The following is a 15,503-nucleotide window of genomic DNA, read 5'->3' as shown; positions in this document are numbered from 1 at the left end:
GATGAATATTGATAATATAACCTTATCTGATAGCGTTGAATATTTGCTATCAGACTTTTTTGACACAGTAGTTTCACGAAGTTGTCACCCAGAAGAAGTAAAAATGCGTTGGTGTGCAAAAATTATTGATGTTTTCAGTTTGAACATTGATACACAACACTTTTATGATATAAGAATCAAGTGTGAAGCAGCAATTTGTCAATCTAACTTTGAAAAATCAGGTGAGCTAGAATTTAAATATAAAGATTTATTAGCACTAATCTTTAATATACTACGAACCAATCAATCTCTTAACCTGTCTAAAGAGCTATTCTTAAGTATCTCACAACAAATTGAACTTAATATTGAAAAAAAAGTGCAATACCTTAATAAAGATGTTGTGCGTTTTTTTGAAAAAGCTAAAATTCAGAATAAAAAAATATATATTATCTCTGATTTTTATATGGACGCAAACTTTATTAAAGAGCTAGCAGAACACCACGAAATATCTCATTTGATCGACGAGTATTTTACATCTGCAGATAGTTTAAAAACCAAAAGAAGCGGGAATCTTTACGATACGATTCTGAACGAAAAAAATATAAACCCAACATCAGCTTATATGATCGGTGATAACCACCATAGTGATGTTGACATGTCAATACAACGTGATATGTACGCTTTGCACATTCCAAGAGACTTTTCTTTTTATAAAAACTCATTGAAACTTGCCAATAATAGTTCGAAGGTTAAACAGTGCTTCCTTAACACTTTGAAAGCAAAACAATTTGATTTTGATTGGATGTCCATACCATTATTTATTTTCATTGCTAAATTACATAATCGTTTAATTCAAGACCAAGCTAAAAACGTAGTTTTTTTGGCTAGAGAGGGGGAGTTTTTAAAAGAACTTTTTGATATTTACAATGAAAACAGTTCTGTTTTCGGGATCAAATCCCATTACATGTTTGCATCACGTAGAGGTACATATCTACCATCTTTACGCCCTTTAGAAGAGGAAGACTTTAGTAAGCTTCTAAATCAATATTCTGACATGTCACTAAAAGTTTTTATTGACAGTTTAGGGCTAGCTGACTTTCTCCCTGAATTAGAGGGTGAACTAGATTGTATAGATTTTAATACTATGCAACCAAATTTTAAAAATAGCTCCGCATTATTTCAATTACTTGAAAGCAAAACATTTAGGCGAGTATATGAGGAAGAAAGAGCAAGCCGTAAAGAGTACCTAGCATCTTACGTCGATAAGCTTGTAGGAAAAGAAGAACTATACCTAGTTGATGTTGGTTGGAAGGGAAGTATTCAGGATAATATTCAATCCTCTTTAAATAGACCGATAACAGGTTACTATTGTGGTATATTGAGAGGAGCTCACAGTGCGAGTGACAATAACAAGCATGGCTTATTATTTCATGAAATGGCAAACGAACAACGACTAGATTCAGTATACAACGAATTTAGGGCATCTTATGAAGTATTTTGTTCTGCTTCACACGGTAGTTTAATCAAGTATACCTCAGCTCCTGAGTTTGGTGTTTTAGAAAATAACGAAGCTGAAATTAAATTATTCTCTAATCATATTAGACCTTTACAGCTTAATTTAAGAACACTATTTAAAGAACTACTTGATGTTAAAAATAATAATGCGCTATCCCTTTCTGAAATAGAAGCTATTTTAAAGCCTGTTTATGAGAAATCAGTATTTTTACCTAAGAATTCTGAAATGAACAGCTTTTCTAAGCTAGAGCATTATGAAAACTTTGGGGTATTTGAGTTTTCGGCTTTTGATGGCAACTCATCCAAACGACTAACTTATATTAAATCTCTTATTTCTAATCCTAAACATACAATCGGACGTGAATGGTGGAAACCCTTAGGTTTTAAAAATAACCGTTGTGGATTTTTAAAGTATCCTTATTTTTTGTTTAAAAAATTGATGGTGAGTAAAATATGAAAATTTGTTTCTTAGTATGGAGCCCGGACATAAGCGGTGGTACCAATGTTATCCTAGAGCACGCTGTACGATTAGGAGAATACGGTAATGACGTTACAATTGTAACGGAGTCGAGTGTAACAGAAAAGGATATAGCCTGGTTTGATGGTGCAAGTTCACTCAACTGGAGAACATATGACGAGGTGGCTAATGAGTATTTTGACTTAACTTTTGCCACTTGGTGGCGTACTGTATTTTACTTAAAGCGAATAACCTCATCACGATATGCATATTTTGTTCAATCTATTGAATCTAAATTCTATCCGGAGGGAGATGTTGTTCTACGTAACCTAATAGAACAAACATACTCTTTAGAGCTAGATATTATTACTGAAGCGACTTGGATTGCTGATTATTTATCAAATCAGTATGGCCGCGATGTGCAACTTGTAAAAAATGGAATAAGAAAAGAGTTCTTTAACACTCAAATTGAACCTGTAGAAAAAAGAGATGTGAATAAGTTTAGAGTTCTTGTTGAAGGCCCCCTAAATGTATCATTTAAAAATACAGAGCTAGCAGTTACTTTAGCAAATCAGTCAAATGCAGATGAAATTTGGCTCCTTACATCGTCACCAATAGGCGCATATGAGGGGGTTGATAGATTATTCAGTAAAGTACCGATGTCCCAAGTCGGTGAGATCTATTCTTCATGTGATGTTATTGTTAAATTATCGACAGTAGAAGGGATGTTTGGCCCCCCACTTGAATGCTACCACTGTGGTGGTACTTCAATATCATATGATGTAACTGGCTATGACGAATATATTGAAAATGGCGTAAATGGATTAGTAAGTTACAATAGAAATAATGACGATATTGTAAAAAAGATAAATCAATTGGTAGAAGATCGTTCATTGTTAACTTCGTTACAAAATAATGCACTTGAAACAGCTAAGAATTGGCCTAATTGGCAAGAAAGCTCTCAACAGTTTGAAAAATCTTGTCAACAAATATTAGCTAATACTAAGTTAAAACAAAATATTTCTCAGATTTCCGTAAAAGCGGATTTAATGTTTTCAACATATGAAGCCCATATCGCAATACCTCAAGGCCAGGTAATTACTCTGGGGATAAAAGGGGCCTTGATACAAAGAATACGCCTAAGTACACCGAGGTTATTCAAATTATTAACTAAGGTAAGGAATTACCTACACCCAATGCTTAATAGGTAATTAAATCTAAGGAATTATTTTGCAAAAGATTTGTTTTCTAGTCGGCTCTATGGATATAAGTGGAGGGACCTATGTAATAATTCAACATGCCTCTTATCTCAAAGAGCAAGGGTATGAAGTATTCATAGCCGTTCAATCTCCCTTCAATGGACAAACCTTAAAGTGGCACGATAAAGCAAACCAGTTAAATTGTGTTCCATTTGATGAGGCCAAGTTAGAAGAATATGATCTGGTAATTGCGACTTGGTGGAAAACAGCTATTCACCTTCATGAATTTAAGTCCCAACACTTTGGCTATTTTATACAATCTATAGAATCTAAGTTTTATCCTTCTGATCAAGCGGCATTAAGACAATATGTTGATGCAACTTACAAGCTTCCTGTACATATGGTTACAGAAGCAAGTTGGATTAAAGAATTTCTAAAAAAACAATTCGGTCAAAATGCATCATTAGTAAGAAATGGCATTAGAAAGGATATTTATAATACTCTTAACCAAGAGAAAAGAACAGGCTTTCGAGTATTAGTTGAAGGCCACTTTGGTGTTCCGTTTAAAAATACAGCACTAGCTATAAAACTGGCAAAACAAGCTAATGTTAGTGATATATGGGTATTAACAGGAAGCCCTATCAAATGGTTACCTGGAGTCAGTAAGGTATTTTCTCAAATTCCAATGTCTGAAACGGCTAATATATATAAGAAATGCGACTTGATTATTAAATTAAGTACAGTCGAAGGTATGTTTGGTCCGCCATTAGAAATGTTTCACTGCGGCGGTACAGCGATAGTGTTCAATGTTTCAGGTCACGACGAGTATATTATAGATAATTACAATGCATGCATAGTCAAGGATAATAATGTTGAAGACGTTGTACGTTTAATTCGAGAATTGAAAGAAGATACTGATAAGTTAAACACGCTAAAAGATGGAGCTTTGACTACTGCTAACTCTTGGCCTAACTGGGACTCTTCATCACAAAATTTCTCAGAATGGATAGAAAAAGTATTAATGCAACCTTGTAATACCTCTGCTAGTCATGATATCAAATCAATGAATGAATTATGTCTGAATAATTATATAAATTCAAAAAGTGCCAGTTTATTGCAAACAAAAAACACAACATTTATTCTTTTTATGAGAAAGTTGTTACATCACATGCCAATGCCTATAAAGTCTGCTATTAAACAACTTCAAGCGATTTTTGAGGTTTTTTCTAAAAGAAGAGATGTTAAATAATGACTAAACTACTTTCATTAGATGTTTGGGATACTTTGATTCGCCGCGAAGTATCTCCAGAATATCCCAAACTATATACTATGAACGTATTTCTATATAAGTTCCGCTCTCTAATTGCTGAAGAGTTCAAATGCAAAAACAAGCTTTATAAAAAGCGTATCTCTATAGAAGCTCAGTATTCGGAGGATAATTCAAAGCATGATGGCGAGTATACTATCCAAGAAGTATTTAAACAATTACTAAGAGATGTTACGAAACTAGACGATGTAGATAAATTAGTAGAGGAACTCATTTGCACAGAAGTGAGTTACGAGAAAAAATATACTTATCCAGATCCGACAATATATGAGGAAATATCAAAAATCGAACGTGATTCGACCGTATTTATTTCAGACTTCTACATGGACTCTAAATATATTTGGGAAATATTGTCTAGTAATCATGTCGATACATTTATTGATAATGGTTTTAGCTCTTGCGAATTTGGAGCTAACAAAAGGTCAAAAAAACTATTTAAGGTAGTTCAAAATAAATTAAACGTTACAAGCGACAACCATACGCATATTGGTGATCATGAATTATCCGATTTTGAAGCTCCTAAATCTCTTGGTATTAATTCTATTCACTTTTGGCCAGATAAGGAATCGAGAAAGCGAATGGTCAACGAACACCATTGGCATTATCGCGACTCTTTACTCAAATACTTATTATCACAAACTAGTCCGGGGAATAGTCTAGCAGAACCCCTTACTCCGTTAATAGTTGGGTTTCTGTTAAACATTGCGGAACAAGCGCTTGAAAATGATATAGACTTCATAGGCTTTTGTACTAGGGAAGGAGAATTTTTTTATAAATCATGGAAACGCCTGTTCCCAACAGGTTTTCTTTTCGGTAAAAAACTACCTACAGTTGAGGTAATTGAAGTAAGTCGAATGGCAACATTCGCGCCAACAATTACCACAGCAACCACAGAACAAATGCAGAGAATGTGGTCGTTATTTAAAACACAATCTGTAAGCTCAATGCTTAACTCACTAAATATTCAAGTCGAACTTGTCGAACATATTTTAGAAAGGCATAAAATTAATGCCCTTTCCGAATATAGCGATTTAAAGAATAATAAAATCATATCTAGATTATTTGAAGACCGAGAGTTTTGCAACATAATTGAATCACACTGTTCAAAACAAAGGTTTTTGATAAAGGGCTATCTTAACTCAAAGTTTAAAAATAGTAAGAAAGTTGCTATTGTCGATATTGGTTGGAGAGGGACCATACAAGATAACATTTGTCGACTATTTTCAGATATTGAATTTTTTGGCTTTTACTTAGGACTTCACGAATTTATTAACAAACAAGAATCTAACTCTAAAAAGAATGGCTATTGCTTTGATCTCAACATAGATCATTCAGATTTTAAACTACTTGAAGATGCTAGTATTTATGAGATGATATTTAATTCACCAAACGGCTCGGTGATTGGTTACAAAGAGAGCGAATGTACAGTTCTTGCAGAAAAAATGATTTCTGATTATGAAAATAGAACCTACTTTGATTTTTCCTTAAATTTACAAAATGGAATTATTGAACATCTTGGTTTTTGGTCAAGTAATATAGAGAAGTATGTATTGGATGCGAGAGATTTTCGGGCTACAGCAAGAAATACACTTAAAAATATAACTAGCAATCCAGAAAAAAGTTTAATTATTGCTCGTTCCAACCTTCACCATAACGAAATGTTTGGTCTAGGTGAGTTCACTTATCACACTCAAACTCCAAATTACTATACAATATTTACATCTTTATTGATTAAGAAAAATAGGAAAAAAATGGTCACTTTCTTTAGGGCACATAAATGGGTTCAGAGTATTGAAATCCTAGAAGATTGTTCACAGTTAAAGAAAAAGATTCTTATTGTCATACTGAGAGTTGTAAGATTAATTTTCCGTATCAAAACCCGACTTTTTTTGAGATAGAAAATGAATAATAAAAAGCTTGTTTTTGTAATTAATGTTGATTGGTATTTCAAACTTCATTGGCTTGATCGTGCTAAGTACTTCCAAAGCTTAGGATATGACATTCACATTATCACCTCATTTACAGATGACAAAATACTTAATGAACTTTCATCTGAAGGTATCAATTGCTATAAAATAGACCTTAGTCGGAAGAGTTTAAATATAGTAAGAGAATTTAGAACAACAATGAAAATCAAGAATGTATTGTCTGAAATTAAACCGGACATAATTCATTGTATCACAATTAAACCCAACATTTATGTGGGAGTAATTAATAGGCTCATCTTAAAGAAAAAAATTGTATATAGTATCACTGGACTTGGATCAGTATTTAGCTCTAATAAAAACAAGTTCAAGATTATCAAAAAATTTGTCATCTCACTATATCGGTTTGTTTCAATAAACCATAGTAAGTTTATTTTTGAGAATAGTGAAGATTATGATCTGTTCAAGAATAATAACATCTTAAAGTACTCTAATGGCGTTGTTATTAAAGGTGCAGGGATTGATCTATCTCTTTTCGAAAAGAGTCGACATACCCCTTGTCTTAGTATTTTGTTTGCCGCTCGCCTGCTTGAAGATAAAGGTCTTCGTATTCTTATAAAAGCATGTCAGCAATTAAGAAAAGAAGGCATACCTATAAGATTACAAGTTGCAGGTATCATAGATTTAGATGTCACATCTGCTATACCTATGAAGGAAATCAACCAATGGAATGACAATGGTGATATTGAATGGTTGGGAAATATCAAAGATATGCCTAAGTTGATCAAATCTAGCCACATCATTTGCTTACCTACCATGTACGGTGAGGGTGTTCCGAGAATATTAATCGAAGCTGCGTCTTGCCAACGCCCCATAGTCACCACAGATGTTCCAGGGTGCAGAGAGTTAGTTGAACATAATATTACCGGGTTGCTATCCAAACCTGGCGATTTAGAAAGCTTAAAAAACTGCATCAGAACAATAATTTTAAATGATGAGAAGGCTTACTCCATAGCTTACAATGCACGGAAAAAAGTAGAAGTTGAGTTCTCACAAGAAATAGTTTTTAGAAAAACGCTAGAGGTTTATAACAACCTACATGGTTCGTAACCTTACAGTTGTTAGTGCGCACGTGAGATCATATCTAACCTAGATAGAACTCACTCAAGGTCAATGATTTACATATGTACACAAAACCCCAAAACTCGCTATACTCCCACCTTATAATTTTTCGCCCAATAACGAATAAGAGTTCAAGACATGCAAGAGTTAGTGCCATTTGTTCAAGAGAATATGATTTTAGCCATCGTATGGGTCGGCTTGGTTGTAGCCATCATTGCGAACATAATCAAAAAATCAAACGCAGCTTATAAAGAGATCACGGCAGCGCAAACCACACAACTGATCAACCGTGAAAACGGCGTTGTGGTTGATATTCGCACGAAGGACGAGTTCAAAAAAGGCCATATTACTGACGCAGTTCACATTTTACCGTCAGATATCAAAGCAAATAACTTTGGTAGCCTTGAAAGTCACAAAGCAGACCCAATCATCGTAGTATGCAAGACAGGTCAAACCGCTCAAGAAAGCGCTAACTTGCTGGCTAAAGCTGGTTTCGAAAACGTAAGCGTGCTGAAAAGCGGCTTAGTGGCTTGGAGCGAAGCTAACCTACCTTTGGTTAAAGGTAAGAAGTAGTTAAAGGTAAAAAATAGGTTAAAGGCAAGAAATAGCTGACCTAATAAACTAACTTTCGGGCTTTGTTCAACCAATATAATGAACAAAGCCTAATTTAAATTTTTAAGGACAAGAAAATGGCTGAAGCAGCACAACAAGACGCACAACAAAACTTCGCAATCCAACGTATCTTCCTAAAAGACGTCTCTTTCGAAGCGCCAAACTCTCCAGACATGTTTCAAAAAGAGTGGAACCCAGATGTAAAACTGGATCTAGACACTCAAAGCCGTGAACTTGGCCAAGGCGTTTACGAAGTGATCCTACGCTTAACTGTGACAGTTAAGAACGCAGAAGACACAGCATTCCTTTGTGAAGTTCAACAAGGTGGTATCTTCTCTGCAAGCGAAATGGAAGCTGGCCAACTGGCGCATTGCCTAGGTGCTTTCTGCCCGAACATTCTGTTCCCATACGCTCGTGAAACGATTTCTAGCCTAGTGGTTAAAGGTACGTTCCCACAACTGAACCTAGCACCTGTAAACTTCGATGCTTTGTTCATGAACTACCTACAGAGCCAAGCTCAGCAAGCTGAAGGCGAGCAGGCTTAAGTCTCAAAGTAGAACTTAATTCTAACGATTCAAGCGCTAGTTCGCTTTTAAATGCACATCGCAACTTCTGCGATGTGCATTTTTTCTTTACACTGTAGTAAGTTCAAAAACCTTCTAATTGAGTAGAAAGCTTTTTCATCTTAGTAGAGCTCTTTCTTCTTAATAGAGAGTTTCTCCAGAACTCTTCGATTTCCCTCATTATTTTTAGGTGGAAGCATGACAGAAACAACTCGTCCGACTCACACGGTAGGCGCTTGCGATAAAGACAGCGCTTGCGATAAAGACAGCGCTTACGGTAAAGAAATCACCATGACGGTAATTGGCGCGGGTTCTTATGGAACCTCTTTAGCGATCTCTCTAGCGCGTAACGGTGCTAACGTTGTTCTTTGGGGGCGTGACCCCATCCATATGGCTCGCCTTGAGTCTGAGCGTGCGAATAATGAGTTTCTGCCGAATATCAACTTCCCAGAAAGCCTAATTATCGAATCCGATCTTGAGAAAGCAGTAACAGCCAGTCGTGACCTTTTGGTCGTTGTGCCTAGCCACGTGTTTGGTATTGTTCTAAATAGCCTGAAACCCTACTTAGGTACGGATTCTCGTATCTGCTGGGCAACCAAAGGCTTAGAGCCAGAAACCGGTCGTTTACTGAAAGATGTCGCGCATGATGTGCTTGGTGATGGTTACTCACTGGCAGTGCTATCTGGCCCTACTTTTGCCAAAGAACTGGCGATGGGCATGCCAACCGCCATTTCGGTCGCTTCACCTGATGACATTTACCTAAAAGAGCTACAAGAGAAGATTCACTGCAGCAAAACATTCCGCGTGTACGCAAACTCAGATTTCATCGGCATGCAGCTTGGCAGCGCAGTGAAAAATGTTATCGCCATTGGCGCAGGCATGTCGGATGGTATTGGCTTTGGTGCTAATGCACGCACTGCACTGATCACGCGTGGGCTAGCTGAGATGAGCCGACTGGGTGCTGCTCTGGGTGCGCAGCCAGAAACCTTCATGGGTATGGCTGGACTGGGTGACCTAGTACTAACCTGTACTGATAACCAATCACGCAACCGCCGCTTTGGTTTGGCGTTGGGAACGGGTAAAGACGTCGACACCGCACAAGAAGAGATCGGCCAAATCGTTGAAGGCTATCGCAACACGAAAGAGGTTTGGCTACTCTCCGAACGTATGGGTGTTGAGATGCCAATTGTTGAACAAATCTATCAAGTGTTGTATCAAGGGAAAGATGCCCACTTAGCAGCGCAAGATCTGCTTGCTCGAGACAAGAAGTCAGAAAGATAGTAAGAGCAGATACGAGATTCGAGTAAACGAGATGCGAAAAGAGTAAAAGCGGATACTATTCTCGGTTACTCGCATCTGCCCCTTAAAAAATGGATGGAAAAATGAAACACTGTGAACAACAAAAGGTTTGGCAATGCATTGTGAAGGAAGCTCGACAGCAGTCAGAGCAAGAACCTATGCTTGCGAGTTTTTACCATGCCACCATTATCAACCACGAAAGCCTAGGCGCTGCATTAAGTTATATCCTAGCTAATAAGCTCAAGACGGCCTCCATGCCCGCAATGGCGGTGCGTGAGGTAGTTGAACAAGCATTTAAGCAAGATCAATCGATTATTGATGCGGCTGCTTGTGATATTTGTGCAACGGTAAACCGAGACCCTGCAGTAGAGATGTATTCGATGCCTTTGCTTTACCTGAAAGGTTATCATGCCTTACAGGGCTACCGAGTGGCTAACTGGCTATGGAAGCAAGGGCGTATCGCACTCGCTACTTATCTACAGAACCAAATTTCAGTTGCTTGCCATGTGGATATTCATCCAGCCGCTCGTATCGGTAAAGCGATCATGCTCGATCACGCCACCGGTATCGTGATTGGTGAAACGGCCGTCGTCGAAAATGATGTATCGATCCTTCAAGACGTGACTTTAGGTGGTACGGGTAAAGAAGGTGGCGATCGTCACCCTAAAATCCGAGAAGGCGTGATGATCGGTGCCGGCGCGAAAATACTTGGCAACATCGAGGTCGGTGAAGGGGCGAAAATTGGTTCTTGTTCTGTGGTTCTGCAAGCCGTACCGCCTCATACGACTGTCGCTGGTGTTCCTGCAAAAATTGTTGGCAAGCCGAAAACGGACAAACCTTCATTAGACATGGACCAAGGCTTTAACGGTCGCTCACAGAGCTTCATCGATGGTGATGGGATTTAAGAGCAGAGACGAGATTCGCGTAATCGAGATGCGAGATGCGAGATGCGAGATGCGAAGAGCTTAAAAGTCAATGCGGATTCGATTCAGCGAAATTCGACAAATTAGAGCAGATGAATACAACTAAATGACGATAATGATGAAAAATATTCGAGCCATTAGCCGGACTCTTCTGATATCTGCCAGCCTTAGTGTTGCTCTATTATCTACATCATCATTTGCTGCATCGCAAGGTGAATTAAAAGGGGTGTCGAGCGAAATATCTCGTCAGCAAAAAGCCCTCACTTCACAGCAAAAAAAACTCGACGACTTACAAGCTAACCTCAAGCAGCAAGAGCTGGCTATCGCTGCCATTGAAAAGGCCATTCTAGAGAGCAAGAAACAACTTAAGGCTGCCAATGCGAATGTGGTCACCTTAGATGCAAATATCCAAACACTCACCGAACAGAAAAAGATCCATACTGACCAGTTAGAGCAACTGATTCAAACCTACTACATGACCAGTCGAGCCAAGGCTGCGCTCAATATTCTCAATACCGGTGTCGAAGAAGATCGTATTAGCCACTATTATCAGCACCTTGCCAAAGCACGCTCTGCCGCCATCAAAACCATTGAACTGACACAGCAAGAGTTAGAAGACAGCAATCAACAGCGCCGACTTGAACAGCAACAGATTGAAACGCTACTAGAACAGCAAACCGCCGAACGCGATAAACTGTCGCAAACCCAAGCTCAACGTAAGAAAACCGTCGACAATATTACAAAGAGTATCTCTGGTGATAAAAGTTACTTGGCGGAATTGCAGCGTAATGAAACGCGCCTGAAAGCTGAAATAGCGAAAGCAGAAAAAGCCGCTCGCGAAAGACGTAATGCGGTCCCTATGGATGGTTTAGCGAAGCGTAAAGGTAAGCTACCTTGGCCGATCAAAGATAAGGTGCTGCACAGTTACGGCTCACGTCAAACGGGGCAGATTAACTGGAAAGGCATGGTGATCAATGCGAAGTATGGCCAGCAAGTTAAGTCGGTTTATTCTGGAACTGTGGTATTTGCCGAGTATCTGCGAGGCTATGGTTTAGTGGTACTACTTGACCATGGTAAGGGTGATATGACGCTCTATGGCTTTAACCAAGCGCTATTGAAAAAAGAAGGAGATAAGGTGAAAGCAGGTGAAGCGATTGCGCTTGCCGGTGACACTGGTGGTCAAACCCGTCCTTCGCTGTATTTTGAGATTCGCAGAAACAGCCAAGCTCAAAACCCGAAGAGTTGGTTGGTTAGGTAAAGAGCCGATACGGGATGCGAGTCATCGAGAAAATGCAGATTCCGTATCACGCTCGTACCTCGCTGTACGGAATGACGACTTAAGTAGCCCCCAAACAACGAAGAGCCACACGTCATTCCAGAATTGAGGAACGAGATATCTGGAATCTCATAGATTGACTTAGCTTTTAAAACTACTTTGAGTTCAACGCCCTGACGCCATCTTCCAATAATGTCAGTTGCTCAAAACCTTGAGCTGTTGCAATCGGCTTCACCACCGTAATCATCTGCAGCATTCCTTGATGAACCACTTGCTCGGTAATTTGAGTTTTTGGAGACATCGCAGATTGATAGGCTAGCCAGCCTGATGCGATCAAGTGAAGCGACGTCACCATCGACTTCATTTCTTCATCCGTAGCTTTAAGTAGGTTCAAGTCTGCGAAGGCCTTCATGATGCCCACAAGGTTGGTTTGCAGCTTTTCTTGTACGCCCATGTAGTCCAGATGCAGTTTTTCATCTCGTGACAGTATTTCTGGCAAATTGGCATAGAAGAATCGGTACTTCCACATCAGCGTGAAAGTCGAATCAAGGTAATGCTTTAATAGCGTGAGGCTCTCTTGCTGCCCTTGGATAGGAGTGAACCTGTCCAGCAACTCGGTCGAATAGAAAGTAAAGATATCACGGACAATTTCTTGTTTATTACGGAAGTGGTAGTAAAGGTTACCTGGGCTGATCTCAATGTGTTCAGCAATATGATTAGTCGTAATACTACGCTCGCCATGCTCATTAAAAAGCTCTAAGGCTGCGGCAACAATCTTGTCACGTGTTTTCATTGGTCATTCGTATCCCTACTCGTTGAGCTGTTCAGTATATCGCCATCATACGGATAGATCGAGCAGCGTTCGTATCATGATAGTACCTATATTTTTTAGTCATTAACCCAACAAATTTTATAACTTAGATTGCCGTATCGTGCTGTGGTTGGGGAATGATACCACTAGCTCGCCTTTGTTATTCCTTGCTATACTCGCGGTAGTTTTGTATTCAAAAGAGTAGACAAAGTATGATTATCGTAACTGGTGGTGCTGGTATGATCGGCAGCAATATCGTTAAGGCACTCAATGATGCTGGACACAACGATATTCTCGTGGTCGACAACCTGAAAGATGGTAAAAAGTTCAAGAACCTTGTAGACCTAGACATCACGGATTATATGGATCGTGATGACTTCCTCACTCAAGTTATGGCGGGTGATGATTTCGGTCATATTGAAGCGATTTTCCACGAAGGTGCTTGTTCAGCGACCACTGAGTGGGACGGCAAATACATGATGCTCAACAACTATGAATACTCAAAAGAGCTACTTCATTACTGTATTGAGCGCGAAATCCCATTCCTATACGCCTCTTCTGCCGCCACTTACGGCGAAACGGATACCTTCATCGAAGAGAAAGAGTACGAAGGCGCATTGAATGTCTACGGCTACTCTAAACAACAGTTTGATAACTACGTTCGTCGCCTAACGGCCGATGCAGCCGCGCACAACGAAACCCTTTCACAGATTACCGGGTTCCGTTATTTCAACGTTTATGGGCCGCGTGAACAGCACAAAGGCAGCATGGCGTCGGTTGCGTTTCACTTAAACAACCAGATGAACGCGGGTGAGAATCCAAAATTATTTGCTGGCAGCGAAACCTTCAAGCGTGACTTTGTGTATGTGGGTGATGTAGCCGCGGTAAACTTGTGGTTCTTAAACAGTGGTGTGTCTGGTATCTTTAATCTGGGTACGGGTAATGCTGAGTCATTCCAAGAAGTGGCGAAAGCGGTGATCAAGCACCATGGTAAAGGCGAAATCGAAACGATTCCATTCCCTGAGCACCTAAAAGGCGCTTATCAAGAGTTTACTCAAGCAGACCTAACCAAGCTTCGCAGTACCGGTTGCGACATCGAGTTTAAAACGGTTGCCGATGGCGTCGCTGAATATATGCAGATGATAAATAAATAGCATCAAGTGAGACCTAGGGGGTGTATCACCATCCCCTAGCGATCCTGCTTTCTGTCATAGCCACTCAGACAGACTGTCACGACAACTCAGAACAATAGTGATAATCATTCAGAAAGACAGTGGTAACCATTTATACAGACAGTAATAACCACTCAGACAGACAGTAATAACCACTCAGACAGACAGTAATAACCACTCAGACAGACAGTAATAACCACTCAGAAAATTCGATAATGGCGGCAAGCCAATGCGCACTCCGCCAACTCCAGCTAATGTCCATTGGATGATATCGATAAAGCCAAGTAAAAATGTAAGGTTAGTGATTTAAAAATGACAAATCTACGAGATGACTTTGACCCGAAGGCTTACAACCCAAGCTTTCAATGGTCCTTCCTTGCACCCAAGCTTTGGGGGACATGGTTAGCGGTTCTACTGGGGTTGCCCATCGCTTTACTGCCGTTGCGTTTTCATCAATGGCTGGCACATATTATCGCGTCAAAACTATCGAAATCCCACAAAGGTCCGGCACATAGAGCCAGAGTTAACTTTGAGTTATGCTTTCCTCACCTCAGCTTTGCAGAGCGTGAACAATTAATTTATAAAACGCTCTATACTGCCGGGGTATTCATACTTCGCTTTAGTTTGTTGAGCATAAAATCCAAATCTTGGTTGCAAGAACAATGTGAGTTCGTTGACAAACAAAACCTAACTAAACATACAGACCAAGGTGAAAACGTTATATTACTGGTTCCGCACTCATGGGCCATCGATATTCCTGCTGTCATGCTTGCCTCTATGGGACTCCCAGTGTCAGCAATGGCAAAAAAACAGAAAAACCCGGTGTTGGACTGGCTAATGCATCGCCAAAGAGTGCAGTATGGCGGCCGAGTGTATGAGCGTTCTGGCGGCATAAAGCCATTCATCAAATCCGTTAAAGAAGGGTATTTGGGTTATTACCTACCCGATCAAGACCACGGTGCCGATTTGAGTGAATTTGTCGACTTTTTTGCTACGACTAAAGCCACGCTGCCAGGGCTGAATAAGCTCGCAAGGTTATCACGTGCAAAAATAGTCCCACTGTTCGCTTCAATCAACCCTGAAACGGGTAAGTACTCATTGGAAGTCCTGCCAGCTCTTGAGTTACAAAGTGACGATCAAGCCGATGCTCGCTCTATGAACATTGCGATTGAAACCTTCGTTGAACCTAAGCCTGAGCAATATATGTGGATCCTGCAGCTTCTCCAAAGCCAGAAAGATGGTAAGAACTTCTATAACTTGTTTAAACCTCGTTATAAGAGTGACTGGAGCAGCAGCTCTAATAATGACACTCCATCATAGCCA

Annotated in this window: 13 protein-coding genes; 12 read left to right on the top strand and 1 reads right to left on the bottom strand. The window is 39.6% G+C overall.

Going from position 1 to position 15,503, the window contains the following annotated elements; all coding sequences use genetic code 11:
• Nucleotide 1: 1 nt before the first annotated feature.
• The 10 genes from Q1A70_RS00720 to Q1A70_RS00675 all read left to right on the top strand — a co-directional run bounded on the left by Q1A70_RS00720 (nucleotide 2) and on the right by Q1A70_RS00675 (nucleotide 12,179).
• The gene (locus tag Q1A70_RS00720) at nucleotides 2-1,951 is read left to right on the top strand and encodes an HAD hydrolase-like protein (protein WP_299685921.1); all 1,950 of its coding nucleotides are present in this window, start codon (nucleotides 2-4) and stop codon (nucleotides 1,949-1,951) included.
• Entirely contained in the window at nucleotides 1,948-3,162 is a 1,215-nt protein-coding gene (locus Q1A70_RS00715; RefSeq protein ID WP_299685919.1) for a glycosyltransferase, read from the top strand. Before Q1A70_RS00720 ends, Q1A70_RS00715 begins: the two co-directional genes overlap by 4 nt.
• Before the next feature lie 19 nt (nucleotides 3,163-3,181).
• Complete coding sequence (locus Q1A70_RS00710) at nucleotides 3,182-4,399, top strand: glycosyltransferase (RefSeq protein ID WP_299685917.1); 1,218 nt, start codon at nucleotides 3,182-3,184, stop codon at nucleotides 4,397-4,399.
• Nucleotides 4,399-6,375, top strand: coding sequence for a hypothetical protein (locus tag Q1A70_RS00705; RefSeq protein ID WP_299685914.1), 1,977 nt, complete (start codon nucleotides 4,399-4,401; stop codon nucleotides 6,373-6,375). The genes Q1A70_RS00710 and Q1A70_RS00705 overlap by 1 nt, the downstream gene beginning before the upstream one ends.
• 3 nt (nucleotides 6,376-6,378) lie before the next feature.
• Nucleotides 6,379-7,512, top strand: a complete 1,134-nt coding sequence (locus Q1A70_RS00700) for a glycosyltransferase family 4 protein (RefSeq protein ID WP_299685911.1) — start codon at nucleotides 6,379-6,381, stop codon at nucleotides 7,510-7,512.
• A gap of 150 nt (nucleotides 7,513-7,662) precedes the next feature.
• On the top strand, nucleotides 7,663-8,097 hold the full coding sequence (locus tag Q1A70_RS00695) for a rhodanese-like domain-containing protein (RefSeq protein WP_299685908.1): 435 nt from the start codon (nucleotides 7,663-7,665) through the stop codon (nucleotides 8,095-8,097).
• A gap of 116 nt (nucleotides 8,098-8,213) precedes the next feature.
• Complete coding sequence (gene secB, locus Q1A70_RS00690) at nucleotides 8,214-8,681, top strand: protein-export chaperone SecB (protein WP_299685905.1); 468 nt, start codon at nucleotides 8,214-8,216, stop codon at nucleotides 8,679-8,681.
• Nucleotides 8,682-8,897: 216 nt separating this feature from the next.
• On the top strand, nucleotides 8,898-9,980 hold the full coding sequence (gene gpsA, locus Q1A70_RS00685) for an NAD(P)H-dependent glycerol-3-phosphate dehydrogenase (protein ID WP_299685902.1): 1,083 nt from the start codon (nucleotides 8,898-8,900) through the stop codon (nucleotides 9,978-9,980).
• Nucleotides 9,981-10,081: 101 nt separating this feature from the next.
• Nucleotides 10,082-10,903, top strand: coding sequence for a serine O-acetyltransferase (cysE, locus tag Q1A70_RS00680; RefSeq protein WP_299685899.1), 822 nt, complete (start codon nucleotides 10,082-10,084; stop codon nucleotides 10,901-10,903).
• 124 nt (nucleotides 10,904-11,027) lie between these two features.
• Nucleotides 11,028-12,179, top strand: a complete 1,152-nt coding sequence (locus Q1A70_RS00675; RefSeq protein WP_299685896.1) for a peptidoglycan DD-metalloendopeptidase family protein — start codon at nucleotides 11,028-11,030, stop codon at nucleotides 12,177-12,179.
• A gap of 172 nt (nucleotides 12,180-12,351) precedes the next feature.
• Here Q1A70_RS00675 and Q1A70_RS00670 read toward each other — a convergent pair whose 3' ends face one another.
• Entirely contained in the window at nucleotides 12,352-12,990 is a 639-nt protein-coding gene (locus tag Q1A70_RS00670) for a TetR/AcrR family transcriptional regulator (protein ID WP_299685893.1), read from the bottom strand.
• Between the two features lie 230 nt (nucleotides 12,991-13,220).
• On the opposite strand from Q1A70_RS00670, the gene rfaD reads away from it, so the two are divergent.
• Together rfaD and lpxM are read left to right on the top strand one after the other, a co-directional pair.
• Entirely contained in the window at nucleotides 13,221-14,162 is a 942-nt protein-coding gene (rfaD, locus tag Q1A70_RS00665; protein ID WP_299685890.1) for an ADP-glyceromanno-heptose 6-epimerase, read from the top strand.
• 330 nt (nucleotides 14,163-14,492) lie between these two features.
• Nucleotides 14,493-15,500 (top strand): lauroyl-Kdo(2)-lipid IV(A) myristoyltransferase, encoded by a 1,008-nt coding sequence (gene lpxM / locus Q1A70_RS00660; RefSeq protein ID WP_299685887.1) that lies wholly within the window; start codon nucleotides 14,493-14,495, stop codon nucleotides 15,498-15,500.
• The last annotated feature ends 3 nt before the right edge of the window (nucleotides 15,501-15,503 follow it).

The sequence above is a fragment of the uncultured Vibrio sp. genome, from assembly GCF_947488985.1.
Classification (GTDB): Bacteria; Pseudomonadota; Gammaproteobacteria; order Enterobacterales; family Vibrionaceae; genus Vibrio.
This window is presented reverse-complemented; position numbering and strand designations above follow the sequence as displayed.